Source organism: Paraburkholderia nodosa DSM 21604 (genome assembly GCF_000519185.1).
Lineage (GTDB): Bacteria > Pseudomonadota > Gammaproteobacteria > Burkholderiales > Burkholderiaceae > Paraburkholderia > Paraburkholderia nodosa.
In genome coordinates this window covers 123,706-148,233 of sequence record NZ_JAFA01000008.1, presented here as the reverse complement: position 1 = coordinate 148,233, position 24,528 = coordinate 123,706, and the positions used below count along the sequence as shown (strand labels likewise).

The window sequence follows — 24,528 nt, the reverse complement described above, 5'->3', positions numbered from 1 at the left end:
CGGCTGCGTGCGCGCCGGCGTCCAACCTTGCCGCCGACGGGGGCTTCCGACCTCGAATCGGCTTTGCGCCTACAATCGGCTGAAAACCAGCTAAAAATTCATAAGCAAATGCGCGCGGCTGCAATAGCCGTTGCGCCGCTTGCGCGCACGCTGCGGCGTCGCGCGTGCCGCCATTCCCCATGTTTCACCCGTTTTAGCGTGACTGCCATGTTCAAGAGACTTCGCGAAGACATTGCCACGATCCGCGAGCGCGATCCCGCCGCCCGCAGTGCGTGGGAGGTTTTGACCTGTTATCCGGGTCTGCATGCGCTCGTGCTGCATCGCTTCGCGCATGCGTGCTGGCTCGCGAAGCGCCGCTGGCTAGCGCGCTACGTTTCGCAGATCGCGCGTTTTCTGACGGGCATCGAGATCCATCCGGGCGCGACCATCGGCAGGCGCGTGTTCATCGATCACGGCATGGGCGTCGTGATCGGCGAGACGGCCGAGGTCGGCGACGACTGCACCATCTACCAGGGCGTGACGCTCGGCGGCACGTCGCTCACGCGCGGCGCGAAGCGCCACCCGACGCTGGGTCCGGGCGTGATTGTCGGTGCGGGCGCAAAGGTGCTCGGCGGCTTCACGGTGGGCGCCGGGGCGAAGATCGGCTCGAACGCCGTGGTCGTCAAGCCGGTGCCGGAAGGCGCGACGGCGGTGGGCAACCCCGCGCGCGTCGTCGCGCCCGCGAAGACCGCGCCGGTGCAGGCCAAGCCGGCTTCGGCGCGCGAGGGCTTTTGCGCCTATGGCATCACGCCCAATGCCGACGACCCGGTTTCGCTCGCGATCCACGGCCTGATCGACCACGCGGCTACGCAGACACAGCGCGTCAACGCGATCGTCGTCGCGCTCGAGCGGCTCGGTGCGCGACTCGAGGCGCTGCATGGCGCCGATGCGGCGCTCGCCGAATTGCGGCGTCTGTCCGAGGGGCTGGAATGCGGCGGGCCACAAGCCGAAGCGTCGAGCCGTGAAGAAGAGAAGGCGCCTGCGCGCGTTTGAGGCGTGGCGCCAGGAGGGTGCTAAAAGCAAGGCGCCAAAAGCGAGGTGCTATCAATAAAAGCGGCGCACCTCAGTCGAGCGGCAAGACCCTGAAGCCTTCCGCATCCACGCGCAGATAGCCGCCGCGCGGCTTGCCGTGATCGAGATCCCAGTCGGGCAAGACCCAACGCGTGCCGCCGGGCTCCTCGTGGCGTGCCGGCCGGTGCGTGTGGCCGTGCACGATGGTGTTCGCGCGCGCGCGCTTGAAGAGCGCCGCGACGCCTTTGACCGTGACGTCGTACTTCGGCAGACGCGGGCCGCTGCGTTTGCTCTCGCTCGCGCGGCGCGCCCGCTCGGCGATCGCGCGCCGCCAGCGAAACGGCCACGCAAGAAACAGCAGCTGCACGAGCCGGTTGCGCGCGAGCTTGCGAAAGAGCTGATAGCCGTGATCGTCGGTGCACAACGCGTCGCCGTGCGCGAGCGCGAGGCGCGTGCCGAACGCGGTGATCGCGATGGGGTCGGGCAGCCAGATCGCGCCGGCGGCTTTCATGAAACGCTTGCCCATCAGAAAGTCGCGGTTGCCGTGCATGATGTAGAGCGCGATGCCGCGCTCGGAGAGCGTATGCATCAGCGCAGCCATGCGCGCGGGAAACGCATCGGTGAGCATGTCGTCACCGATCCAGTATTCGAAGAGGTCGCCGAGTATGAACACCGAGTCGGCCTGATCGGCCGTGACCCGGATGAAGCGCTCGAACGCGGCGACCGTGCGCGGAATCCCTTCATTCAGATGCACATCGGAAATGAACAGAAACGGACGAGCCGCGTGCGGGCGCTTGCCCTCGACGGGCACGCCCGCGGCAGCGTGTCGTAAAGCCTTTTCCTGCAGCATCGATGAAGGGTGTGCGTGAGAGTTGTATGAAGCTTATTCGACGACGACAGCCTTCTCGATCACGACGTCGTCAACCGGCACGTCCTGATGGAAGCCCTTCGAGCCCGTCTTGACCTTCTTGATCTTGTCGACCACTTCGAGGCCTTCCACGACCTTGCCGAACACGGCGTAGCCCCAGCCTTGCGGCGTCGGCGACGAGTGGTTCAGGAAGTCGTTGTCGGCGACGTTGATGAAGAACTGTGCCGATGCCGAATGCGGGTCGTTGGTGCGCGCCATGGCGATCGAGCCGCGCTCGTTCTTCAGGCCGTTGTTCGCTTCGTTTTCGATCGTCGCTTCGGTTGGCTTTTGCTTCATGCTGGCGTCGAAGCCGCCGCCCTGGATCATGAACCCGTCGATGACGCGGTGAAACACCGTGCCGTCATAGTGGCCGCTCTTCACATAGTTGAGGAAGTTGGCGACCGTCTTGGGGGCCTTCTCGGCGTTCAGTTCGAGCTTGATGACGCCGTGGTTCGTGTGCAGTTCGACCATGATGGGATCCTTTGCCTGTGGCTGGGGGAGTGAACGTCGCTGCATCGGCAAGAGGCGGGGCATGTTGCCCAACGCGTGTGCCGGCGCCGCGACGTGCGACGGGGGAGGGCGGCGCTGCCGCCCGGTTAGTCGATGATTAACTGGCGTGTTGCCGGCGTTTTTACTTGCCGACGACGGTAGCCGACTCGATCACGATTTCCTTTTGCGGCACGTCGGCCATCGGGCCGCGCGAGGTGGTGGGCGCCGCTTCGATCTTCTTCACGACGTCCATGCCCTGCGTGACCTTGCCGAACACGGCATAGCCGTTGCCGTCCGGGTTCGGATAGTCGAGGCCGGCGTTGTCGACCGTGTTGATGAAGAACTGCGCGGTGGCCGAATTCGGGTCGCTCGTGCGCGCCATCGCGATCGTGCCCGTGAGATTCTTCAGGCCGTTCCTGCTCTCGAGCGCGATCGGGGCGCGCGTGGGCTTCTCGACGAAGCTTTGCGTGTAGCCGCCGCCCTGGATCATGAAGCCGCGAATCACGCGATGAAAGATTGTGCCGTTGTACTGGCCAGCCTTCACGTACTGCAGGAAATTGTCGACGGTCTTCGGCGCTTTCTCCGGATAGAGCTCGACGCGAATGTCGCCTTCACTGGTCTTGAAGAGCACTTGCGGATGCGCGGCGGCCGGCTGGCCGTTTTGCGCAAAGGCGGGTGCGTTCGCGATCAGGGCGGCGCTGCCGAGCGCCAACATCAACCATTTCATGAGTATCCTCGGAAGTGCGGGAAAAACGTGTCGCGGCGCGCAGGCTGCGCGCCATGTGTTAGTTCGATGGCGCCACAAAAGGCGGCATCGCGAGCGACCCCGTCGAGCCGCCGAACTGGTACGCGGGGTTGCTGAGCGCGGGCACGACGGCCGACGGGCTCGCTTCCGATGCGCCTTCTGCCGCCGCGGCGCTCGGTTTCTTCTGCGCGGGCGGCGGCGAGATGATCTTCGCGATGTCGGCCTGGCGCTGCTGCGTGGTGCCGCTTGCGTGGCCAAGCGTTTGCGCGCGGCGGTATGACGCGTCGGCCAGACGCAGATACAGGTCGCCGAGATTTTCCCACGCGAGTCCGTACGACGGGTTCGCCTTCACCGCAGTTTCGAGCGCGACGCGCGCCTCGTCGTAGCGGCCATGCTTCGCGTAAAGCGCCGCGAGATTGTTGTAAGGCTCGGGCAACTCGGGGTAGAGCTGCGTGAGTTCGGTGAACGCCTCGATCGCGTCGTCGTCGCGGTTCAGGCGCGCGAGAATGGTCGCGCGCTTGAACTTCGCCTGCACGTCGCGCGGGTTCGTCTTGATGCGTGCGTCGAGCTGGCTGAGCGCGCCAGCCCAGTCGTGCTGGCTGATCGCGGCGTCGGCGCCGGGCGTCGCGTCGGAGGTCGCCGGTGGCGCGGCATGCGCGATGCCGACACTGCACAGCACGATCGCGACGCTCGAGAGAGCCGACGCGGCAAGGGTCGCAGCACGGGGCGCGCGGCCGCTGGAAGGTTTCATAGGGTGAGGTCGCGGTGTTATACTCCGAGCCATTCTAACAAAAGGTCTGTGCGTTTTCGTCGCGCGCTTTGTCCCTCGCCCGTTTCATTCGCATTTCGGGCGCTTGCGCGAGTCGCCGGGCTTTCCAACGCCACTCGTGGTCGTCTCCGCCCCGATAGCAACCTGGTTGCAGTCCGGACGCCGACAGATAGCAGCCTGAGCAATGCGGGCATCACCCGCTGGCTGCGGTCGGCGCCGCCGCGGATTTCTTTCGACCCACGTATCCATCGCCTTTATGGAATCACTGCGCATCTACAACACGCTCGCGCGTGACAAGCAAAATTTCGTGCCACTCGAGCCCGGCGTCGTGCGTATGTACGTCTGCGGGATGACGGTGTACGACTATTGTCATGTCGGGCATGCGCGTGTGATGGTGGTGTTCGATATCGTGCAACGCTGGCTGCGCGCGCTCGGCTACAACGTGACCTACGTGCGCAACATTACCGATATCGATGACAAGATCATTCGTCGCGCGGTAGAAAACGGCGAGACGATCAAGCAGCTTACCGACCGTTTCATCGCGGCGCTGCACGAAGACGCGGACGCGCTCGGCATCGAGCGTCCCGATCATGAGCCGCGCGCGACGCAGTACATCCCGCAGATGCTCGACATGATCGGCAAGCTCGAGCGCAACGGCTACGCTTACCAGGGTGCGGACGGCGACGTGAACTACGCGGTGCGCAAGTTCGCGAACTATGGCGCGCTCTCGGGCAAGTCGATCGAAGACTTGCGCGCGGGCGAACGTGTGGCGACGAACGATGCCAAGCAGGATCCGCTTGACTTCGTACTGTGGAAACAGGCAAAACCGCAAGAGCCGGCCGACACGAGCTGGGACTCGAAGTATGGGCGCGGGCGTCCGGGCTGGCATATCGAATGCTCGGCCATGGGCTGCACGTTGCTCGGCGAGCACTTCGACATTCATGGCGGCGGCCAGGACCTGCAGTTTCCGCACCACGAGAACGAGATTGCACAGAGCGAAGGCGCGACCGGCAAGACGTTCGTCAATACGTGGATGCATAACGGCTTCGTGAATATCGACAACGAGAAGATGTCGAAGTCGCTCGGCAACTTCTTCACGATCCGCGAAGTGCTGGCGAAGTACGATGCCGAAGTGGTGCGCTTCTTCATGGCGCGCGCGCATTACCGCTCGCCGCTGCATTACAGCGACGTGCACCTCGACGACGCGCGCAACGCGCTCACGCGTCTTTACACGGCGTTGAAGGACGTGACGCCGGACGCGGGCGAGCTTGACTGGAATGAACCGTACGCGCAGCGTTTTCGTGCGGCAATGAACGACGACTTCAACACGCCGGTGGCGATCGCCGCGCTGTTCGAACTCGCGAGCGAGGTGAACCGTACGCGCGACGCAGTGCTCGCGCGTCAGTTGCAGTGCCTCGCACGTGTGATCGGGCTGCTCGTGCGCGAGCCGCGCGTGTTCCTGCAACAGGCCGCGGGCGCACAAGATGCAGGTGCGCTCGACGTGGCAGCGATCGAAGCGAAGATCGCGGCGCGCACGGCGGCCAAGCAGGCGAAGCAATATGCGGAGGCGGACCGGATTCGGGCCGAACTGCTCGAAGCCGGTGTCGCGCTCGAAGACAAACCGGGCGGGTTGACCGAGTGGCGCCGCGTGTAAGCGGGCTGTCCAGTTTCCACTGATCGATTCGCGAGGCAGGAGGCAGGATGGCAACGGCCACGAAGACGCAGACCAGGCGGTCTGCGTCGCTAACGGGCGGAACTGCGGGCGCACCCGCAGGTGCAAAGCGTGCGCTCAACGGAGCGGGCGGCAAGGCAGCGACAAAGGCGGCTGCGAAGACGGCGCGTGGGAAAACCAACGGCGCGTCCGGCTCGCACGAGGTGATCGACGGCGCGGCAATCGAGGCCGCGCTCTCCAATGGTCCGGCGGCGCTCGAAGCCGTGGAGCCCGCGGCGAACGCGCTGGGCGATCTCGAGTTCGAGGTGCAGCGTCCCGACTATTGGGACAAGGCCTGCGCGGACCTCGTCAAGCGCGACCGCATTCTCAAGAAGCTGATTCCGAAGTTCGGCCCCGTGCATTTGTTGAGCCGCGACGATCCGTTCGTCACGCTCGCGCGCTCGGTGGTCGGCCAGCAGATTTCGACGGCGGCGGCGCAGGCGCTTTGGCAGCGTGTGGAAGCCGCGTGTCCGAAGCTCATGCCGCAGCAGTTCCTGAAGCTCGGTCACGAAAAGCTCGCGGCGTGCGGCCTCTCGAAACGCAAGACGGAATACATCCTCGATCTCGCGCAGCATTTCGTCTCGGGTGCGCTGCACGTCGGCAAGTGGACGTCGATGGACGACGAAGACGTGATCGCGGAGCTCACGGCGATTCGCGGCATTGGCCGCTGGACCGCCGAGATGTTCCTGATCTTCAATCTCGCTCGTCCGAATGTGCTGCCGCTCGACGATCTGGGCCTGATCCGCGCGATCAGCCTCAACTATTTCAGTGGCGAGCCGGTCACGCGCAGCGAGGCGCGCGAAGTCGCGGCCAACTGGGAGCCGTGGCGTACGGTCGCGACCTGGTATATGTGGCGCAGCCTCGAGCCGTCGTGAGGCCCGGGGCAGTCGTCAGTTACTAAGAAGAATGCTATCGATCGAAGAAATCGATAGTTCTTAGCCGATTTCGGCGCGGGCTGGCGCGGTTAGAATACGCGCTGCCGCAAAGTGAAGGATTCCCACACATGAAGACCACGTTTCTGGATTTCGAACAGCCGATCGCTGAACTGGAAGCGAAGATCGAAGAACTGCGCTTCGTTCAGGACGATTCGGCCGTCGATATTTCGGAAGAAATCGAGCGGCTGTCGAAGAAGAGCCAGCAGCTCACGAAGGACCTCTATGCGAACCTGAGCCCGTGGCAGGTTTCGCAGATCGCGCGTCATCCGCAGCGTCCGTACACGCTCGATTACGTGCACGAGCTGTTTACCGATTTTCACGAACTCCATGGCGACCGCTCGTTCGCGGACGACCTTTCCGTCGTCGGCGGCCTCGCGCGCTTCAATGGCCAGGCCTGCATGGTGATCGGCCATCAGAAGGGCCGTGACACGAAGGAGCGCGCCGCGCGCAACTTCGGCATGCCGCGGCCGGAAGGCTATCGCAAGGCCGAGCGCCTGATGCGCCTCGCCGAAAAATTCGGCCTGCCCATCTTCACGTTCGTCGACACGCCGGGTGCGTACCCGGGCATTGGCGCGGAAGAGCGCGGCCAGTCGGAAGCCATCGGCCGCAATCTCTACGTGATGGCCGAACTCAAGACGCCGATCATCACGACGATCATCGGCGAAGGCGGTTCGGGCGGCGCGCTCGCCGTGGCCGTGGCCGATACCGTCATGATGCTGCAGTTCTCGACCTACTCGGTGATCTCGCCGGAAGGCTGCGCGTCGATTCTCTGGAAGAGCGCCGCGAAGGCGCCGGAAGCCGCCGAAGCGCTGGGCCTCACGGCGCACCGCCTCAAGGCGCTGGGCCTCATCGACAAGATCGTGAACGAGCCGCTCGGCGGCGCGCATCGCGACCCGAAGGGCATGGCCGCGCTGCTGCGCCGCGCGCTCGCCGATTCGCTGCGCCAGTTCCAGGGCATGAGCATCGCCGACCTGAAGCAGCGCCGGTTCGAGCGCCTGATGGCCTACGGCAAGTTCAAGGAAACGACGCCGGGCGCATAAGGCGCGCGACGTCAACGTTCCTCGACGTCTGCGGTCGTGCTGTGACCGACCATCCCGAATCCGACGCCGGGCGCATCGTTCTCGATGCGCTCGGCGTTGTGCTTTCCACGCTTGCCGACGACGCACGCATCGCGATCGCGTATAGCGGCGGGCTCGACTCGTCCGTGCTGCTGGACGCCGCGGTGCGGGTGGCCGGGGCGGCCCGTCTCGTCGCGCTGCATGTCCATCACGGCCTGAGCCCGAATGCCGACGCATGGCTCGCCCATTGCGAGGCGACCGCGCGCGCCTATGGCGTGACATTCGACGCGAGGCGTGTGGAGTTGGCGCGCGACGACGCGGCCGGCGTCGAGGCGGCTGCCCGCGACGCCCGCTACCGCGCGCTGGACGCGATGTGCGCGGCGCACGGCGTGCAGGCGCTCTGGCTCGCGCAGCATGCGGACGATCAGGCGGAAACGGTGCTGTTGCAGTTGCTGCGCGGCGCCGGGCTCGCGGGGCTCGCGGCGATGGCGCCCGCACGTGCGAGCGTGAATGGCGTGGTGCGCATGCGCCCGCTGCTCGCGTTGTTGCGCACGCAACTGGAGCGCTATGCGCGCGCGCACGGCCTGCACTGGATCGACGACGAATCGAATGACGACACGCGCTACGCGCGCAACGCCTTGCGTCACGACGTGATGCCGGCGCTCTCGGCCCATTTTCCCGGTTATCGCGATGCGCTTGCACGCACGGCGGCGCATGCGGCTTCTTCGCAGCGTCTGCTCGACGATCTCGCGCGTATCGATTTGCGCGACGCTGGACGCGAGGGCGATCACGCGCTTTCACAGACCGCGCTGCTCACGCTCGACGATGCGCGCGCGCTCAACTTGCTCCGTTACTGGATGCGCTCGCTTGGCCTGCCGGCGGCATCGACTGCGCGGCTTGCGGATATGTTGCGGCAGTTGCGCGAGGTTGCACGCGATGACGTGAGCGGCCACGCGTTGCGCGTCGATCACGCCGGACACCGCTTGCGCTCGTATCGCGGCATCGTCTCGTGGGGAGCCGTGCGTGCGCGCGACGAACGCGCAGGCGAGGGCGCCGCTCATGCGCGCCCGCCGGTGTCGTTGACCTGGCGCGGAGAGGAAGTCTGGCGCTTGTCATCATGGCGCGGGACCTATATTTTCGCGCCCGCCGCCCCCGACGACGCCGACGCCGTTCCCGAGCGCGTGCTCGCGAGCGCGCCGCTCGTCGCGCGCGCGCGCAGCGGCGGCGAGCGCTTGCGCGACGAAGCCGCAAACGTGAGCCGCACGCTCAAGAACCTGTTCCAGACGCGCGGCGTGCCCGCATGGGAGCGCGACGTGCCGTTGCTCTTTGTGGCCGAGACCTTGCTGTTCGTGCCCCGTATCGGCGTGAACCGGTCGGCCTTCGCTGCACTGCCTGACGAGCCTGGCGCGGCCTGGCGTCGCATCGAATGGCGCGAAGATTGGCTGATCGCCTGAAGTCGCGCCCAAAGTCACCGTCCAGTTCGCCGATGGAATGGCGATCGTTCCCCCGCAAATCCTTGCCGCACAAGCCTTTTTCGGCATCCGCAAGCTTGTTCTGTCTTGTAATTTTGGCGTCAATCGGGTAGTGTAAGTCGTTTGTCCAGCCCGCTTTTTCGCGTTCACGGACGCCGTCAAAAGCGGCATATGCACGAACGCCGTCAAAAATGGCGTACGCCGTGAAGGCGCGATTTCCTTCGAGCGGTATCCGACGGTTGCAGGGACGTCGTAGCGGCATGCGGGCAGGGCGCGAGTGCAAGGCACCAGCGCGTATCGATACGTATCGCACGATATGGATACGATGCGCCGGCCTTCGCGCCCCTGAGGCAAAACCCGCGCGTGCTGCACGCGCTGAAGCCGCCGCCGTGGCCCCAAGCGTCCGGGCGGCCCAGTTCTTCAGCGCGCCAGCGCGGTAACATCTCCAGTTCAGAACGACAATGGCACTCATCGTACACAAATACGGCGGCACCTCGATGGGCTCCGTCGAGCGCATCAAGAACGTCGCCAAGCGCGTCGCCAAATGGCACAAGGCCGGCCACAAGATGGTCGTCGTGCCGTCGGCGATGTCCGGCGAAACCAATCGTCTGCTCGGTCTCGCGAAAGAAATTTCGCCGCAGCCCAGCCCGCGCGAGCTCGACATGATTGCGTCGACCGGTGAGCAGGTGAGCGTCGGCCTCCTGTCGATCGCCCTGCAGGAAGCCGGCGTCGACGCTATCAGCTACACCGGCTGGCAAGTGCCGGTCAAAACCGACAGCTCGTTCACCAAGGCCCGCATCAACGACATCGACGGCGAGCGCGTGCTGGCCGATCTCGACGACGGCAAGGTGGTCGTGATCACGGGCTTCCAGGGGATCGACCCGGAAGGCCATATCACCACGCTCGGCCGCGGCGGCTCGGACACGTCGGCGGTTGCAGTCGCAGCGGCGCTGAAGGCCGACGAATGCCTGATCTATACGGACGTCGACGGCGTCTATACGACCGACCCGCGTGTGGTCGACGACGCACGCCGTCTCGACCGCATTACGTTCGAAGAGATGCTGGAAATGGCCAGCCTCGGCTCGAAAGTGCTGCAGATCCGCTCGGTGGAATTCGCGGGCAAGTATCAGGTGAAGACGCGTGTGCTCTCCAGCCTGACCGACCCGATGATGAACCTCGACGAGGAAATGTCCTCGGGCACCCTGATTACTTTTGAAGAAGACGAGACCATGGAAAAAGCAGTCATCTCGGGTATCGCGTTCCAGCGCGACGAGGCCCGCATCATCGTGATGGGCGTGCCCGACAAGCCGGGCATCGCGTATCAGATCCTCGGCCCCGTGGCGGATGCGAACATCGACGTCGACATGATCATCCAGAACCAGAGCGTGGCCGGCAAGACGGACTTCACGTTCACGGTGCCCCGCGGCGACTATCAGCGCGCCATCGACGTGCTGAACAACCAGGTGAAGGGCCACGTGAGCGCGGAGCAGGTGCTCGGCGACGCGAAGGTGTCGAAGGTGTCGGTGGTCGGCGTGGGCATGCGCTCGCACGTGGGCGTGGCGAGCAAGATGTTCCGCACGCTCTCGGAAGAGGGCATCAACATCCAGATGATCTCGACCTCGGAAATCAAGATCTCGGTGCTGATCGACGAGAAGTACATGGAACTGGCGGTGCGCGCGCTGCACAAGGCGTTCGACCTCGAGCACGCATAAATCGCGCTGTTTTTGCGTGGCCTTTGCGCGGCGTTTGAATTGTGTGACGAGGGTGTGACGCGGTTTTTCCGCTCGATTCCGGTTTGCGATGCTGCGCACGACGTTCGTTGTGCGCTTGCAGAAAAAACTTTGCAAAAAAGCGTCGTATGAATTGACCGGAAGGCGCTAACCCGCTATTATCTTGGCTTCGTTGCGCTGCCTCCCTGGCGCGAACGAAGTTTTCGGGAGACGTGGCCGAGAGGTCGAAGGCACTCCCCTGCTAAGGGAGCATCTGGGCCAAAACCTGGATCGAGGGTTCGAATCCCTCCGTCTCCGCCAGTCATGGCGGCGAAACCCCGCAAGTCTCGGCTTGCGGGGTTTTTGTTTTTTGGGCTCCCGCCACGCGAAAAGCCGGTGTTCGAACGGCGCGGCTATTGCCGCCTCGAGTTGTCCTGCTTGCCTCGCCATTGATCTCCGATCTTCTGATCCACTCGCTTAGGACTGCATAGGCATCTCCGGCATGCGCAAAACCCTGGTGAACGCGGTCAATATTTTCGTGGATATGCCGTTAATACATTTCGTGCGCAACACTTCGTGGGAGAGTGAGGCGCGCGGAAAGTCATTCGTAATGCGAATGAAGTGAAGTTTGTGGCGTGAGTGCGGCAGCCGCGCAGCGATATCGCTGCGTGCTGCGCGTGCGTGAGCCCAAAACCCTGTTGCGGTCCGCACGCTTTGTCGCCAGCGGTGATATCCTCCGCTGCGCCATCGTTCGCCGCGTCGCTCAAGCGGGCACCGGTGTAACGAGACGTAACGACATCGAACGCAGGCCAGGTTTGTGCATCAGTTATTACAAGTTTGAAATACGCGGGCGAAAGCCGTGCGTTATATTGGCTTCAACAAAACATCAAACCCGAAAGGTGAGTCCATGAAGTTCCCACGTGTTGTTGCAATGCTGCTCGGGGGCGTGGCTATCGGCGCATCGAGCGTTGCTATGGCTGGCGTGAGCGTTGGTGTCAACATCGGTATTCCGGCCCCGGTTTATGTCGCTCCGCAACCGGTCTACGCGCCGCCGCCGCCGCCGGTCGTCTATCAGCCGGCGCCTGTTTATGCGGTGCCGCCGGCCATCGTCATCGGCTGGCACGGCGATCGTTACTGGGACGGCCGCCGCTACTGGGGGCGCGACGACTGGTATCGCCACCACGGCGGCTATGGCGGTCCCGGCCGTGGCCATTACGACCGCGACCACGGCGGGCCTCCGGGGCACTGGCACTAAGCTGCGAGGCTCGGTGCCGGCGTGATGCGCGTGACACGGCGCGCGTCGCACACCAAGTGCCGCGCCAAAAGAAAAGCCGCCCAGTGGGCGGCTTTTGCATTTTTGCCGTTGCGCGCGCAACGACGCGCACGCAACGCGAAGAGAGGCTTACTCGAGACCGGCCATGCCGCCAACCACGGCGTTGAAGCCCGAGTCGACGTGCATGATCTCGGCGGTCACGCCGGCTGCCAGATCGGAGAGCAGGAATGCGGCGGAGTTGCCGACCTGCTCGATGGTCACGTTACGCTGCAGCGGGGCGTTCTGCTCGACGAAATCGAGGATCTTGCCAAAGCCCTTGATGCCGCTTGCCGCGAGCGTCTTGATCGGGCCCGCGGAGATGCCGTTCACGCGCACGCCTTGCGCACCGAGCGCCACCGCGAGATAACGCACGCTCGCCTCGAGTGCGGCTTTCGCGACGCCCATGGTGTTGTAGTTCGGAATCGCGCGCTCTGCGCCGAGATAAGTCAGCGTCAGCAGCGAGGCGTTCTGGGCGAGCATCGGCTTGGCGGCCTTGGCGAGCGCCGGGAAGCTGTATGCCGAAATATCGTGCGCAATGCGGAAGTTCTCGCGCGTCATGCCGTCGAGGAAGTCACCCGCGATCGCCTCGCGCGGCGCGAAGCCGATCGAGTGGACGAGGCCGTCGAGCGTGTCCCAGTGTTGCTTGAGGTCCGTGAAGAGCGCTTCGATTTGCGCGTCGTCGGCCACATCGCAGGGGAACACGAGGTTGCTGCCGAACTCCTGCGCGAACTCGGTGATACGGTCCTTGAAGCGGTCGCCGACGTACGTGAACGCCAGTTCCGCGCCTTCGCGCTTGCATGCCTGCGCAATGCCGTACGCGATCGAACGGTTCGACAGCAGGCCGGTCAACAGGATGCGTTTGCCAGCGAGGAAGCCCATGAATTCTCCTAAATCAGGTCAATGCGCCAGCGCCTGTGGGGGCGGCGCCGCGTGGTTTGGGTAGAATTCTCTCACAACTGACAAGGCAGCCCGGACAATTACCGATCTATGACGACAGGAACGCGAGGCAGGACGGCGCTCGGCGCGCTTGGGGCAACCGTTCCTGCGGCTCGGCTCGCGCTCGGCAAAAGACTGGCGGCGATGGGTCTGGCGCTTTCATTCGGGCTGATGGCCATGCCGAGCGCGCACGCGGTCTACGCCATCGCGCAGTACGGCGAGCCCAAATATCCGCAAGGATTCGCGCACTTCGACTACGTGAATCCGGATGCGCCCAAGGGCGGCACGCTCGTCCTCGCCAATCCCGACCGCCTCACGAGCTTCGACAAGTTCAACCCGTTCACGCTGCGCGGCAACGCGGCGCCGGGGCTCGGCATGCTGTTCGAGAGCCTCACGACGGGCAGCCTCGACGAAGTGGCTTCGGCCTACGGTTTGCTCGCCGACGATATCCGCATCGCGCCCGACGCGCTTTCGGTGACATTTCACATCAACCCGAAGGCACGCTTCTCGAACGGCGACCCGGTGACAGCCGAAGACGTCAAGTTCTCGCTCGACACCCTCAAGAGCCGCCAGGCCGCGCCCTCCATGCAGGCGTATTTCAGCGAGATCACGCGCGCGGTGGTGGTCGATCCGGCGACGATCCGCTTCGAGTTCCGCAGCAACAACCGCGAGCTGCCGCTCATCGCGGGCGGCATGCCGGTGTTTTCGCACAAGTGGGGTTTGCGCCCGGACGGCAGCCGCATCGCCTTCGATCAGCTCGCGTTCGAGCAACCGATCGGCAGCGGCCCGTATGTGATCGACCGCTACTCGAACGGCCGCACGATCACTTACAAGCTCGACCCCAACTACTGGGGCAAGGACCTGCCGGTGCGCGTGGGCACCAACAACTTCGAGCGCATCACCTACAAGCTCTATTCGGATGACGTGGCGCGCCTCGAGGCCTTCAAGGCGGGCGAGTACGACGCGCTCGTCGAATACGTCGCGCGCAACTGGGTGCGGCGCGATGTCGGCAAGCGCTTCGACAGCGGCGAGCTCGTCAAGCGCGAGTTCCCTCAGCACAACGGCACCGGTATGCAGGGCTTCGTCATGAATTTGCGCAGGCCCGTGTTCCAGGATGTGCGCGTGCGCCGTGCCCTCGACCTCGCGCTCGACTTCCCGTGGCTCAACCGCATGCTGTTCTATAGCCAGTACCGTCGCATCGACAGCTGGTTCGCGAACACGCAGCTGCAGGCAAAGGGGCCGCCGTCGCCCGGCGAGCTTGCCTTGCTCGAGCCGTGGCGCAAGTCGCTCGATCCCGCCGTGTTCGGGCCGCCGCCCTTGCAGCCCGATACGACCCCGCCAGGATCGCTACGTGCGAATTTGCTCAAGGCGCGCGCGCTTCTGGCTGACGCCGGCTGGACCTATCGCGACGGCGCGCTGCGCAATGCGAAGGGCGAGCCGTTCACGTTCGAGGTGCTCGACGACACGAGTGCTTCGGCGCAGTGGGCGCCGATCATGGCGCAGTACACGCAGGCGCTCAGGCGCCTTGGCATCCAGGTGAACTATCGCTCGGTCGACTTCGCGCTTTACCAGAAGCGGCTCGACGCCTTCGACTTCGACATGACGACCATCAAGTTCCCCGACGTCCAGGTGCCGGGCGCGGAACAGGTCGACCGCTTCGGCAGCAAGGCCGCCGACGAGCCGGGCTCGGGCAATCTGCTCGGCCTGAAGTCGCCGGCCGTCGATGCGATCCTCAAGGCGCTCACGCAGGCACAGACGCTCCAGCAACTGCTCGACGCCACGCATGCGCTCGACCGGGTGCTGATGCACGGCTACTATGTGGTGCCGCAGTGGTACAGCGCGACGCACCGCGTGGCGTTCAAGAACACGCTGGCGTATCCGGCGAAATTGCCGCTGTACTATGGCGCAAACGACTGGATCATCTCGACGTGGTGGTTCAAGCCGCAGCCCGCGCCACAAACGGCCGGTCATTGACAACGGACACGACGGAAAGCATCGAAATCATGTGGAGCTACATCGTCAAACGCCTGCTGCTGATGATCCCGACGCTGCTCGGCGTGCTCACGCTGACCTTCGGCGTGATCCAGTTCGTGCCGGGCGGCCCCGTCGAACAGGCGGTGCGCGAATTGCGGCGGGGCGCGGAGCAGGGCATGCCATTCGGCATGCGCGCACATTCGGGCGTGGACGCGCAGCAGATCGCGCAGCTCAAGCAGCTGTACGGCTTCGACAAGCCGCCGCTGCAACGCTATTTCCTGATGCTCGGGCGCTTTGCGCGCTTCGATCTCGGACAGAGCTATTTCCATCACCAGAGCGTGTGGTCGCTGATTATTTCCAAGCTGCCGGTTTCGATCAGCATTGGCCTCTGGACCTTCTTTCTCACGTATCTGATATCGGTGCCGTTGGGCATCGCGAAGGCGGTGCGCAACGGCTCGCGGTTCGACCTCGTGACGAGTCTGGTCGTGCTCGTCGGTTACGCGATTCCGGGCTTCGTGCTGGGCGTCCTGCTGCTCGTGCTGTTTGGCGGCGGCTCGTTCCTGCAGCTCTTCCCGCTGCGCAATCTCACGTCTGACAACTGGGACACGCTCTCGCTCGGCGGCAAGATTCTCGACTATCTCTGGCACATCACGCTGCCCGTGACGGCCTCGGTCGTGGGCAGTTTCGCCGTTACGACCATGCTGACCAAGAACGCCTTTCTCGAAGAGATCCGCCGCCAGTACGTGCTGACCGCGCGCGCGAAAGGGCTCTCGGAGCGCACCGTGCTCTGGAAGCATGTATTTCGCAACGCGTTGCTGCCGCTCGTGGTGGGGTTTCCGGCGGCGTTCATCGGCGCGTTCTTCACCGGCAGCCTGCTGATCGAAACGCTTTTCTCGCTCGACGGACTCGGTCTGCTTTCGTACGAATCCGTCGTGCGGCGCGATTATCCAGTCGTGCTTGGCACGCTTTACCTCTTCACGTTGATCGGACTGCTAACCAAGCTGATTTCCGATCTGTGCTACGTGTGGGTCGATCCCCGCATCCAATTCGAACAACTGGAGCGCTGAGTTGAACCGAGTCCGCGCTGGCGCCGAGCCCGAACTGCGTACCGAGAGCGTGCGCGCCTTCAAGTCGCCCACACCGGCCCGCCGTGTGTGGCTGCGTTTCAAGCAGCAGCGTCTTGGCTACTGGAGCCTGATCGTGTTTCTCGTTGCATTCGCGGCGAGTCTCGCGGGTCCGCTCTGGTGCAACGACAAGCCGATCGTCGTGCGCTACGAGGGGCACCTGTATTTCCCGTTGTTCAAGGACTATCCGGAAACCGCGTTCGGCGGCGATTTCCCGACGCCTGCCGACTACCTCGATCCGTACATTCGCCACCGCTTCGACGCGCCGGGCAACTTCGCGATCTATCCGCCGAACCCGTACTACTACGACACGCTCAACTACTTCGCGAAAGTGCCGAACCCCGCGCCGCCGTCGCGCCAGAACTGGCTCGGCACCGACGAGAGCGGCCGCGACCTGTTTGCCCGCTTGCTCTATGGTTTTCGCGTGTCGGTGGAGTTCGCGCTCGTGCTGACTGCCATCGGCACGCTGCTCGGCGTGCTGGCGGGCGCGGTGCAAGGGTACTTCGGTGGCAAGGTCGATATCTTCGGGCAGCGTCTCATCGAGATCTGGAGCTCGCTCCCGGAGCTTTATCTGCTGATTATTTTCGCGGCGATCTTCGAACCGGGCTTCGTGCTGCTGATCGTGCTGCTTTCGCTGTTCGGCTGGATCGGACTGTCCGACTATGTGCGCGCCGAATTCCTGCGCAACCGCAACCAGGACTATGTGCTCGCCGCGCGCGCAATGGGCCTGTCGAACTGGCAGATCATCTGCCATCACGTGCTGCCCAATAGCCTCACGCCCGTCATCACCTTCCTGCCGTTTCGCATGAGCGGCGCGATTCTCGCGCTCACGAGTCTCGACTTCCTGGGCCTTGGCGTGCCCGCTCCCACGCCGAGCCTCGGTGAGCTGCTCGCGCAGGGCAAGCGCAATCTCGACGCATGGTGGATCGCGCTCTCGACCTTCGGCGTGCTCGTGGCGACGCTGCTGCTGCTCACCTTCATCGGCGACGCGCTACGCAACGCGCTCGACACGCGCATTTCCGACGCCATGAAGGCCGGAGGCAACCAGTGAGCGCCGTGCCTCAGGACGCAGCCGCGCCGCTCCTCTCGATCGAACACCTGAGCGTGCGCTTTGAGGAGACGGTTGCCGTCGACGACGTCACGCTCGCGATTGGGCGCGGCGAGCGCGTGGCGCTCGTCGGCGAGTCGGGCTCGGGAAAGACCGTCACCGCGCTCGCGGTTCTGCGCCTCCTGCAAGACGCGCGGATCAGCGGAGCGATCCGCCTCGACGGCGACGATCTGCTCGCGAAGAGCGAGCGCGCGATGCGCGGTCTGCGCGGCAACGACGTCGCGATGATCTTCCAGGAGCCGATGACGGCGCTCAATCCGCTCTACACGGTCGGCGAGCAAATCGCGGAAACCATCGTGCTGCACGACGGCGTCTCGAAGAAAGCGGCCTACGAGCAGGCTGTGGGCTTGCTCGAGCGCACGGGCATTACCGAAGCGCGGCGGCGCGTGTCGAGCTATCCGCATCAGCTCTCGGGCGGCCAGCGCCAGCGCGTGATGATCGCGATGGCGCTTGCGTGCCGTCCGCGCCTTTTGCTCGCCGACGAGCCGACCACGGCGCTCGACGTCACGATCCGCGGCCAGATCGTCGATCTGCTGCTTGAATTGCAGCGCGACGAGGTGGAGCGCAATCGTGGCGGAGGCATGTCGGTGCTGCTCATCACGCACGACCTGAACCTCGTGCGCCGCTTCGCGCAGCGCGTGGCCGTGATGGAAAAGGGCAGACTCGTGGAGTCGGGCAGCGTCGAGCAGATTTTCGAGGCGCCGCAACACCCGTACACGCAACGGCTCATCGCGAGCCGGCCCGAGCGCCACGTGCTGCCCGTCCTGCCGATCGCGCCGGTCCTGTTGCAGGCGAAGGACGTGATCGTCGACTTCGCAACGAAGTTGCCGGGTTTTCGCGGCTGGTGGCAAAAGGGGCGCTATCGCGCCGTGAACGACGCGAACATTGCGGTGCGCCAGGGCGAGACGCTCGGCATTGTCGGCGAATCCGGATCGGGCAAAACGACGCTGGCGATGGCGATGTTGGGGTTGCAGCGAACCGCGGGCGGCGTCGTCGAGTTCCAGGGGCGGCCGATCGCGAGCTATCGGGGGCACGACAGGCTGTCGTTGCGCTCACATCTGCAGGTTGTCTTTCAGGACCCGTTCAGTTCGCTTTCTCCGCGCCAGACCATCGAGCGCATCGTGGGGGAGGGGCTCGTGCTGCATCGGCCCGATCTTCCCAGCGAGGAGCGGCGCAAGCGCGTAGTCGGTGTGCTGCGTGAAGTGGGCCTCGATCGCACCGCCTTGCAACGATACCCGCACGAGTTTTCGGGCGGCCAGCGTCAGCGTATCGCCATTGCGCGCACGCTGGTGCTGGAGCCGCGCGTGATCGTGCTCGACGAACCGACCAGCGCGCTCGACGTGTCGATCCAGCAACAGGTGTTGCGATTGTTGACGGATTTGCAACGCAAGTACAACCTGGGCTACGTGTTCATCAGCCACGACCTGGAGGTGATCGGCGCAATGGCGCACCGGGTGGTGGTGATGCAGAACGGGGCGATTGTCGAGGCAGGAGAGGTCGCGAATATCTTCGATAACCCGACCCATCCTTACACCCGGAAATTGTTGAAAGCTGCCTTTGATCGCTAGGCTTTGGCGGAACTTTAGAGTGAATTTCGGTGAAATTCACCAATGAGGTGAATGTCGCGATTGAATTTTTCTATTTGTTTTGACACACAAATACTTACTGGCTAGTATCGTCCAAACTTTTCTACTAACTCCCTGATTTACGGGCAATTTCTACCGACCAATGCAGCACCGATACCTGACCCAGGCTTGCACGCGCGTCGTCGCCGGGATGTTCATCGGCGTACTGATGGCCGCAGCTCCCGGCGCGTTCGCCGACGAAGTAAGCAGCTTTAACCAGAATGCCTCATTTTCGCCGAGCAACCCGGCGAATTTGCAGTCCATCCCCGCAGTGCAGAGCGCACTCCAGAATGCCAACCAGGCGACCCCGGCGGCGGCTCCGGCCCCGTCCGAAGGCGGCGCCAAGGCGTTCCTTTCCGGCATGGCCGGCAAAGCCGGCGACGTCGTTGTCGGCGCACTCAACATGATTGGCGTGCGCTACCGCTGGGGCGGCAACACGCCCGACTCCGGCCTCGACTGCAGCGGCTTCGTGCGTTACGTGTTCCAGGACACGCTCGGCATGTCGCTGCCGCGCCGCGCCGAGGAAATGAGCCGCGTGGGCGAGAAGGTCAGCATGAGCAACCTGAAGCCGGGCGACCTCGTGTTCTTCAACACGATGCGCCGCACGTTCTCGCACGTCGGCATCTACATCGGCGACAACAAGTTCGTGCATTCGCCGTCCACGGGCAGCACGATCCGCGTCGACGACCTCGACGACGGCTACTGGGAAAAGCGCTTCACGGGTGCACGCCGTATCGAAACGTCGTTCACGCCGGACCAGCAGCAAAGCCTCAAGCGCGTGAGCGCACAGTTCGACGGCAACGGCGGCAACTGATCGGGGTTTTGTAGCGAACAAAAAAGCCTGCTTCTTGCGAAGCGGGCTTTTTGCGTTTGTTGCGCTCGTGCGCCCGCCGAAGGGGCGCTCAGGTCAAGTGCTCAGGCCGTCAGGCGCGCCACGGCGAGCTTGCGCTCGAGCTCCGGCATGATGCGCGCGCCCGCTTCCTCGCCCGCGAGAATCGCGGCGTTGCGCTGCGTGAAATCGCTGCTCGACATCGCGTTGAGGTTCGGGCGGATCACGACATCGGCGTATTTGTCGAGCTCGTAGGTCTTGATCGTCTGGCCCATGATCGTGAAGGTCTGCATCAGCACGTCGAACTGGCTCAGCGTCGAGGCCGTTTCCGGGCGCGCCGAGATGTCCACGGCGATCACGAAGTCGGCGCCCATCTTGTGTGCGAACGAGGCCGGTACGGGGCTCACGAGGCCGCCATCCACGTATTCGTGGCCCGCAATATTCACGGGCTCGAAAATCGACGGAATGCTGCACGACGCGCGCACGGCAATGCCCGTGTTGCCGCGCTGGAACAGGATGGGCTGGCCCGTGCGCAGGTCGGTCGAGACGACGCCGAGCGGCTTCGCCATCTTCTCGATGGGCCGGTCGCGCAGCGTGGTGTTCAGATAGTTCTGGAGCGCCACGCCCTGCAGGAGGCCGCGCGTGCGAAACGGCATCGCCCAGTCGCTGATCGAGGCTTCGTCCATCGTCAGCGCGAGCTTGTTGAGCGCGAAACCGTTCATGCCCGAGGCGTAAAGCGCCGCGACGACCGAGCCCGCACTCGTGCCGACCACGAAGTCGACTTGCACGTTGCGCGCCTCGAGCGCCTTGATCACGCCGATATGCGCGAAGCCGCGCGCCGCGCCGCCGCCGAGCGCGAGGCCCACGCGAATCGGGCGCGTCGGCCTGGCGACGGGCGGCGGGGGTGCGGTGGCGACCGGCGGCGGGACGCTGGCGGTCTGCGTGCCCGCGGTCGTGCACGCGGCAAGGACGGTGGAGGCGGCCGCAAGCGAAAAGTGCCGGCGGCTCAACGAGGGCGATGACTGCTTCAAGAAGGTTCTCCATGCGGTCCGCGGGCGTGTCCGGCAAGGAACGGCGCGGTACCCCGGTCTGCTCGCGCGGGCGGCCGAGTATCTGTATTTGCGCGCGCGACGCCGCATCGTGATGGCGGCGCGCCGACATCATAAGGCAAAGCGCGGCCGGTTTAGCAGGTCGTGCATGTAACGCGATGTGTCCGCGATGTGACGGCAGATGACAACGCGCTCGACGGCTTGCGGGCGCGCGCCGTTGGCAGGAGAGAAGCGGGGCGCCCGGATGCGCTGCGGGCCTCGCCCCCCAGGCCGAAGCGGTGCATGGCGGGTATAATCCGGTCTCTAATTTTCCGGATTCCCGTTCGTGCGCGCGAGGCTGCGCGCGCCCCGGCGCTCTCGCGCTAGCCGCGCGGGCCGAACGCGCCGCGAACCCTGGCCATCCGCCGCCGTCGCTGCTTTTATCGCCGGCGCCGCGCTCCGGATGGCATCGTCTTCGAGTAATCGCCCATGACTACCTCTGTCGTCCGTACCCGCTTCGCGCCGAGCCCGACCGGCTTCATTCACCTCGGCAACATCCGTTCCGCGCTTTACCCGTGGGCGTTCGCGCGCCACAACAAGGGTGTCTTCGTGCTGCGGATCGAAGACACCGACCTCGAGCGTTCGACGTCGGAATCGGTCGATGCGATCCTTGAAGGCATGGAGTGGCTCGGCCTGAATTTCGACGAAGGTCCGTTCTACCAGATGCAGCGCATGGACCGTTATCGCGAAGTGCTCAAGCAGATGCAGGAGCAGGGCCTCGTGTACCCGTGCTACATGTCGACCGAAGAGCTGGACGCGCTGCGCGAGCGACAGCGCGCCGCAGGCGAGAAGCCGCGCTACGACGGCACGTGGCGCCCGGAGCCGGGCAAGGTGCTGCCCACGCCGCCCGAGGGCGTGCAGCCGGTGCTGCGCTTCCGTAACCCGCTCACGGGCGTGGTGGCATGGGACGACGCCGTCAAGGGCCGCGTGGAGATCTCGAACGAAGAGCTCGACGACCTCGTGATCGCGCGCCCGGACGGCACACCGACCTACAACTTCTGCGTAGTCGTGGACGACGTCGACATGAAGATCACGCATGTGATTCGCGGCGACGACCACGTGAACAACACGCCGCGCCAGATCAACATCCTGCGCGCGCTCGGCGCCGAGCCGCCGGTCTACGCGCATCTGCCTACGGTGCTCAACGAGCAGGGTGAAAAGATGAGCAAGCGCCACGGCGCGATGAGCGTGATGGGCTATCGCGACGCAGGCTATCTGCCGGAAGCGGTGCTCAACTATCTCGCGCGCCTGGGCTGGTCGCACGGCGATGCCGAAGTGTTCACGTGCGAGCAGTTCGTGGAGTGGTTCGATCTCGAGCACCTGGGTAAGTCGCCCGCGCAGTACGACCACAACAAGCTCAACTGGCTCAACAACCACTACCTGAAGGAAGTGGACAGCGCGCGCCTCGCCGAGCTCTCGAAGCCGTTCTTCGCCGCGCTCGGCGTGGACGAAGCCGCGCTCGCCAAGGGCCCGTCGCTCGAAGGCGTGGTCGCGCTGTTCAAGGACCGTGCGAACACGATCAAGGAGATCGCCGAGAGCGCGATGATGTTCTACCGCGAGCCGCAGCCGGAAGCCGAAGCGCTCGCCCAGCACATCACGGAAGCCGTGCGCCCCGCGCTCGCCGATCTCGCCGCCGCGCTCAACGGCGCGGAGTGGACGAAGGAGGGCGTCTCGGCCGCGCTCAAGGCCACGCTCGCCACGCACAAGCTCAAGATGCCGCAACTCGCGATGCCGGCCCGCCTGCTCGTGGCGGGTACCACGCATACGCCTTCGGTCGATGCGGTGCTCGTGCTGTTCGGCCGCGATGCGGTGGTGAGTCGAATCGAGAAGGGTATTTCGGCTGCAAAGTAAAATTTTTGAAGAATTTTTCGCCCGGACCCTAGCGCCCGCGCGGCAGTTCTTGTAGTATTCGGGCTCCGTTGAATACGGAGCGCGAGATAGCCGCAAATGAGCAGCGAATCTCACGCAAAGAGCCGCAGAATCGGGCAACGATGTTTCAAGGAAACCTCGAAGCGCTTCAGAAAACGATTCAAAAGCTCTTGACGAAAGCGAAATTGATGTTTAAAATCTCGCTTCTGTTCTGCAAGGGGGTATAGCTCAGCTGGGAGAGCGCTTGCATGGCATGCAAGAGGTCAGCGGTTCGATCCCGCTTACCTCCACCAACAGAACGCGCGGTAAGCAGTAGAGTGTGGTAAAGGCATTATCTGAAAAGATCATGTCCCCTTCGTCTAGAGGCCTAGGACATCACCCTTTCACGGTGAGTACAGGGGTTCGAATCCCCTAGGGGACGCCAGACATGTGCGTCGTCAATGAGATTGGCGAGGTATCAGGTGGAAATAAACCATCCATCTGACTGTGTCGAACTGGAGCGGTAGTTCAGTTGGTTAGAATACCGGCCTGTCACGCCGGGGGTCGCGGGTTCGAGTCCCGTCCGCTCCGCCAGATCGAGCCCGTTCAGAAACTGTGAGCGGGCTTTTTAGTTAAAGTGACGATTACAGGCGCAAGCCCGTGTTGTCCCCTTCGTCTAGAGGCCTAGGACATCACCCTTTCACGGTGAGTACAGGGGTTCGAATCCCCTAGGGGACGCCAAATCAAAATGCGGCGCCAAAGCGTAGTGTGGCGACGCCGCCAGCGGGAATCGACCGACGCCCGCCGGTGAGCAGCAAGCTGGAGCGGTAGTTCAGTCGGTTAGAATACCGGCCTGTCACGCCGGGGGTCGCGGGTTCGAGTCCCGTCCGCTCCGCCAGATTCAAAGCCGTTCTGCAGTCGCTTCGGCAATTGCGAACTGCTGCAGTTCCAAGGCTTATGCCTGTGTTGTCCCCTTCGTCTAGAGGCCTAGGACATCACCCTTTCACGGTGAGTACAGGGGTTCGAATCCCCTAGGGGACGCCAAATCAAAATGCGGCGCCAAAGAGCAGTATGGCGACGCCGCCAGCGGGAATCGACCGACGCCCGCCGGTGAGCAGCAAGCTGGAGCGGTAGTTCAGTNGGTTAGAATACCGGCCTGTCACGCCGGGGGTCGCGGGTTCGAGTCCCGTCCGCTCCGCCAGAACGAAGCCCGTTGGATACGTCCAACGGGCTTTTTCTTTTTCCCCAGACGGTTCTCCCGCTTCCATCCCCATCCTTCATTTCGTTGGCCGTACGGACAATCTGCGATTGCCGGCGGCCGCGCGTTATCGTAGCGTTGTCGAAACTTCGTTTGCCCGCTTGCCGACATGTTCGCACCGAACGACATTCCGTCGCCGTTTCAGCTGCGCCGCGCCACCATGGACGATTTCGAGTTCGCGGAGACGCTCACGCGCAACAACATGGGTGGCTACTATCTGCGGCATCACCTCGTCTGGCGCGGTGATCTCTTTCTGGCGAGCTATCGCGAGTCGGAGAACTTCATCCTCGAACTCGACGGCGAGGCAATCGGCGTGCTGCGGGTGACGCAGGAGGGCGACTCGCTGCACATTCGCGACGTGCAGATCGCCCAGGGATATCGCGGCAATGGCGCCGGCACGTTCCTGCTCGATATCTCGCACCAGTGGGCCCGCGAGCGCGGCCTGCGCGAGCTGCAACTGCGCGTGTTCGTCGACAATCCGGCCGCGCGTCTTTATCTGCGCATGGGTTATCGCGTGGCGGGTCCGAGGCTTGCACGCCTCGGCTCCATTCGCCACATGACGCGGCTCGTCTGAGCCTGGC

The 24,528-nt window shown here is 64.1% G+C and carries 20 protein-coding genes and 8 tRNA genes; 22 read left to right on the top strand and 6 right to left on the bottom strand.

The genetic code is table 11. The features are described from left to right. Positions 1-207: 207 nt before the first annotated feature. Complete coding sequence (gene cysE / locus A3CW_RS0113895) at positions 208-1,032, top strand: serine O-acetyltransferase (protein WP_028204114.1); 825 nt, start codon at positions 208-210, stop codon at positions 1,030-1,032. Between the two features lie 70 nt (positions 1,033-1,102). Here cysE and A3CW_RS0113890 read toward each other — a convergent pair whose 3' ends face one another. The 4 genes from A3CW_RS0113890 to A3CW_RS0113875 all read right to left on the bottom strand — a co-directional run bounded on the left by A3CW_RS0113890 (position 1,103) and on the right by A3CW_RS0113875 (position 3,942). Then, positions 1,103-1,900, bottom strand: a complete 798-nt coding sequence (locus A3CW_RS0113890) for a UDP-2,3-diacylglucosamine diphosphatase (protein WP_028204113.1) — start codon at positions 1,898-1,900, stop codon at positions 1,103-1,105. 33 nt (positions 1,901-1,933) lie between these two features. Next, entirely contained in the window at positions 1,934-2,428 is a 495-nt protein-coding gene (locus tag A3CW_RS0113885; protein WP_028204112.1) for a peptidylprolyl isomerase, read from the bottom strand. Between the two features lie 160 nt (positions 2,429-2,588). Next, a complete protein-coding gene (locus A3CW_RS0113880; RefSeq protein WP_028204111.1) occupies positions 2,589-3,173 on the bottom strand; it encodes a peptidylprolyl isomerase in 585 nt (194 codons plus the stop codon). A gap of 58 nt (positions 3,174-3,231) precedes the next feature. After that, positions 3,232-3,942: a tetratricopeptide repeat protein gene (locus tag A3CW_RS0113875; RefSeq protein ID WP_028204110.1), complete on the bottom strand. Its 711-nt coding sequence runs from the start codon at positions 3,940-3,942 to the stop codon at positions 3,232-3,234. Between the two features lie 274 nt (positions 3,943-4,216). Between A3CW_RS0113875 and cysS the strand changes: the two genes are divergently transcribed. The 7 genes from cysS to A3CW_RS0113840 all read left to right on the top strand — a co-directional run bounded on the left by cysS (position 4,217) and on the right by A3CW_RS0113840 (position 12,100). After that, positions 4,217-5,614: a cysteine--tRNA ligase gene (cysS, locus tag A3CW_RS0113870; protein WP_028204109.1), complete on the top strand. Its 1,398-nt coding sequence runs from the start codon at positions 4,217-4,219 to the stop codon at positions 5,612-5,614. A 47-nt stretch (positions 5,615-5,661) separates the two neighbouring features. Then, complete coding sequence (locus tag A3CW_RS0113865) at positions 5,662-6,546, top strand: DNA-3-methyladenine glycosylase family protein (RefSeq protein WP_028204108.1); 885 nt, start codon at positions 5,662-5,664, stop codon at positions 6,544-6,546. Between the two features lie 128 nt (positions 6,547-6,674). Beyond that, positions 6,675-7,646: an acetyl-CoA carboxylase carboxyltransferase subunit alpha gene (locus A3CW_RS0113860; protein ID WP_028204107.1), complete on the top strand. Its 972-nt coding sequence runs from the start codon at positions 6,675-6,677 to the stop codon at positions 7,644-7,646. 41 nt (positions 7,647-7,687) lie between these two features. Beyond that, a complete protein-coding gene (gene tilS / locus A3CW_RS0113855; protein WP_028204106.1) occupies positions 7,688-9,118 on the top strand; it encodes a tRNA lysidine(34) synthetase TilS in 1,431 nt (476 codons plus the stop codon). Positions 9,119-9,597: 479 nt separating this feature from the next. Then, a complete protein-coding gene (locus A3CW_RS0113850) occupies positions 9,598-10,848 on the top strand; it encodes an aspartate kinase (protein ID WP_028204105.1) in 1,251 nt (416 codons plus the stop codon). A 224-nt stretch (positions 10,849-11,072) separates the two neighbouring features. Continuing rightward, positions 11,073-11,166: transfer RNA gene (locus A3CW_RS0113845), tRNA-Ser, on the top strand. Positions 11,167-11,752: 586 nt separating this feature from the next. Then, the gene (locus A3CW_RS0113840; protein WP_028204104.1) at positions 11,753-12,100 is read left to right on the top strand and encodes a hypothetical protein; all 348 of its coding nucleotides are present in this window, start codon (positions 11,753-11,755) and stop codon (positions 12,098-12,100) included. Positions 12,101-12,247: 147 nt separating this feature from the next. Here A3CW_RS0113840 and fabI read toward each other — a convergent pair whose 3' ends face one another. Next, entirely contained in the window at positions 12,248-13,036 is a 789-nt protein-coding gene (gene fabI / locus A3CW_RS0113835) for an enoyl-ACP reductase FabI (protein ID WP_028204103.1), read from the bottom strand. A gap of 108 nt (positions 13,037-13,144) precedes the next feature. On the opposite strand from fabI, the gene A3CW_RS0113830 reads away from it, so the two are divergent. From A3CW_RS0113830 to A3CW_RS0113810, 5 genes are all read left to right on the top strand, one after another. Further along, positions 13,145-15,067: an extracellular solute-binding protein gene (locus A3CW_RS0113830; protein WP_081771655.1), complete on the top strand. Its 1,923-nt coding sequence runs from the start codon at positions 13,145-13,147 to the stop codon at positions 15,065-15,067. Between the two features lie 29 nt (positions 15,068-15,096). Further along, positions 15,097-16,134, top strand: coding sequence for a microcin C ABC transporter permease YejB (locus A3CW_RS0113825; protein ID WP_028204101.1), 1,038 nt, complete (start codon positions 15,097-15,099; stop codon positions 16,132-16,134). 1 nt (position 16,135) lies between these two features. Next, positions 16,136-17,242 (top strand): ABC transporter permease, encoded by a 1,107-nt coding sequence (locus A3CW_RS0113820; protein ID WP_028204100.1) that lies wholly within the window; start codon positions 16,136-16,138, stop codon positions 17,240-17,242. Beyond that, a complete protein-coding gene (locus A3CW_RS0113815) occupies positions 17,239-18,867 on the top strand; it encodes an ABC transporter ATP-binding protein (protein ID WP_028204099.1) in 1,629 nt (542 codons plus the stop codon). Before A3CW_RS0113820 ends, A3CW_RS0113815 begins: the two co-directional genes overlap by 4 nt. A gap of 160 nt (positions 18,868-19,027) precedes the next feature. Next, a complete protein-coding gene (locus A3CW_RS0113810) occupies positions 19,028-19,738 on the top strand; it encodes a C40 family peptidase (protein WP_028204098.1) in 711 nt (236 codons plus the stop codon). 101 nt (positions 19,739-19,839) lie between these two features. On the opposite strand, the gene A3CW_RS0113805 is transcribed toward A3CW_RS0113810, so the two are convergent. Then, a complete protein-coding gene (locus tag A3CW_RS0113805; RefSeq protein WP_028204097.1) occupies positions 19,840-20,784 on the bottom strand; it encodes a patatin-like phospholipase family protein in 945 nt (314 codons plus the stop codon). 486 nt (positions 20,785-21,270) lie between these two features. Here A3CW_RS0113805 and gltX point away from each other — a divergent pair, with 486 nt between their 5' ends. From gltX to A3CW_RS0113755, 9 genes are all read left to right on the top strand, one after another. Further along, positions 21,271-22,692 (top strand): glutamate--tRNA ligase, encoded by a 1,422-nt coding sequence (gltX, locus tag A3CW_RS0113800; RefSeq protein WP_028204096.1) that lies wholly within the window; start codon positions 21,271-21,273, stop codon positions 22,690-22,692. Between the two features lie 235 nt (positions 22,693-22,927). Beyond that, a tRNA-Ala gene (locus A3CW_RS0113790) sits at positions 22,928-23,003 on the top strand. A 55-nt stretch (positions 23,004-23,058) separates the two neighbouring features. Next, positions 23,059-23,134: transfer RNA gene (locus A3CW_RS0113785), tRNA-Glu, on the top strand. A 72-nt stretch (positions 23,135-23,206) separates the two neighbouring features. Further along, positions 23,207-23,283, top strand: a tRNA-Asp gene (locus tag A3CW_RS0113780). Between the two features lie 71 nt (positions 23,284-23,354). After that, a tRNA-Glu gene (locus A3CW_RS0113775) sits at positions 23,355-23,430 on the top strand. Positions 23,431-23,510: 80 nt separating this feature from the next. Beyond that, positions 23,511-23,587, top strand: a tRNA-Asp gene (locus tag A3CW_RS0113770). Positions 23,588-23,657: 70 nt separating this feature from the next. Further along, a tRNA-Glu gene (locus tag A3CW_RS0113765) sits at positions 23,658-23,733 on the top strand. Positions 23,734-23,813: 80 nt separating this feature from the next. Next, a tRNA-Asp gene (locus A3CW_RS0113760) sits at positions 23,814-23,890 on the top strand. Positions 23,891-24,056: 166 nt separating this feature from the next. After that, complete coding sequence (locus A3CW_RS0113755) at positions 24,057-24,521, top strand: GNAT family N-acetyltransferase (protein WP_028204095.1); 465 nt, start codon at positions 24,057-24,059, stop codon at positions 24,519-24,521. Positions 24,522-24,528 lie beyond the last annotated feature (7 nt).

Excerpts from the sequence above, each read along its gene's own strand:
- A3CW_RS0113850 (WP_028204105.1), top strand. The coding sequence starts at position 9,598 with ATGGCACTCATCGTACACAAATACGGCGGCACCTCGATGGGCTCCGTC.
- A3CW_RS0113825 (WP_028204101.1), top strand. The coding sequence starts at position 15,097 with ATGTGGAGCTACATCGTCAAACGCCTGCTGCTGATGATCCCGACGCTG.
- A3CW_RS0113860 (WP_028204107.1), top strand. The coding sequence starts at position 6,675 with ATGAAGACCACGTTTCTGGATTTCGAACAGCCGATCGCTGAACTGGAA.
- A3CW_RS0113880 (WP_028204111.1), bottom strand. The coding sequence starts at position 3,173 with ATGAAATGGTTGATGTTGGCGCTCGGCAGCGCCGCCCTGATCGCGAAC.
- cysE (WP_028204114.1), top strand. The coding sequence starts at position 208 with ATGTTCAAGAGACTTCGCGAAGACATTGCCACGATCCGCGAGCGCGAT.
- gltX (WP_028204096.1), top strand. The coding sequence starts at position 21,271 with ATGACTACCTCTGTCGTCCGTACCCGCTTCGCGCCGAGCCCGACCGGC.
- A3CW_RS0113840 (WP_028204104.1), top strand. The coding sequence starts at position 11,753 with ATGAAGTTCCCACGTGTTGTTGCAATGCTGCTCGGGGGCGTGGCTATC.
- cysS (WP_028204109.1), top strand. The coding sequence starts at position 4,217 with ATGGAATCACTGCGCATCTACAACACGCTCGCGCGTGACAAGCAAAAT.
- A3CW_RS0113885 (WP_028204112.1), bottom strand. The coding sequence starts at position 2,428 with ATGGTCGAACTGCACACGAACCACGGCGTCATCAAGCTCGAACTGAAC.
- A3CW_RS0113865 (WP_028204108.1), top strand. The coding sequence starts at position 5,662 with ATGGCAACGGCCACGAAGACGCAGACCAGGCGGTCTGCGTCGCTAACG.
- A3CW_RS0113810 (WP_028204098.1), top strand. The coding sequence starts at position 19,028 with ATGCAGCACCGATACCTGACCCAGGCTTGCACGCGCGTCGTCGCCGGG.
- A3CW_RS0113890 (WP_028204113.1), bottom strand. The coding sequence starts at position 1,900 with ATGCTGCAGGAAAAGGCTTTACGACACGCTGCCGCGGGCGTGCCCGTC.
- A3CW_RS0113755 (WP_028204095.1), top strand. The coding sequence starts at position 24,057 with ATGTTCGCACCGAACGACATTCCGTCGCCGTTTCAGCTGCGCCGCGCC.
- fabI (WP_028204103.1), bottom strand. The coding sequence starts at position 13,036 with ATGGGCTTCCTCGCTGGCAAACGCATCCTGTTGACCGGCCTGCTGTCG.
- A3CW_RS0113830 (WP_081771655.1), top strand. The coding sequence starts at position 13,145 with ATGACGACAGGAACGCGAGGCAGGACGGCGCTCGGCGCGCTTGGGGCA.
- A3CW_RS0113875 (WP_028204110.1), bottom strand. The coding sequence starts at position 3,942 with ATGAAACCTTCCAGCGGCCGCGCGCCCCGTGCTGCGACCCTTGCCGCG.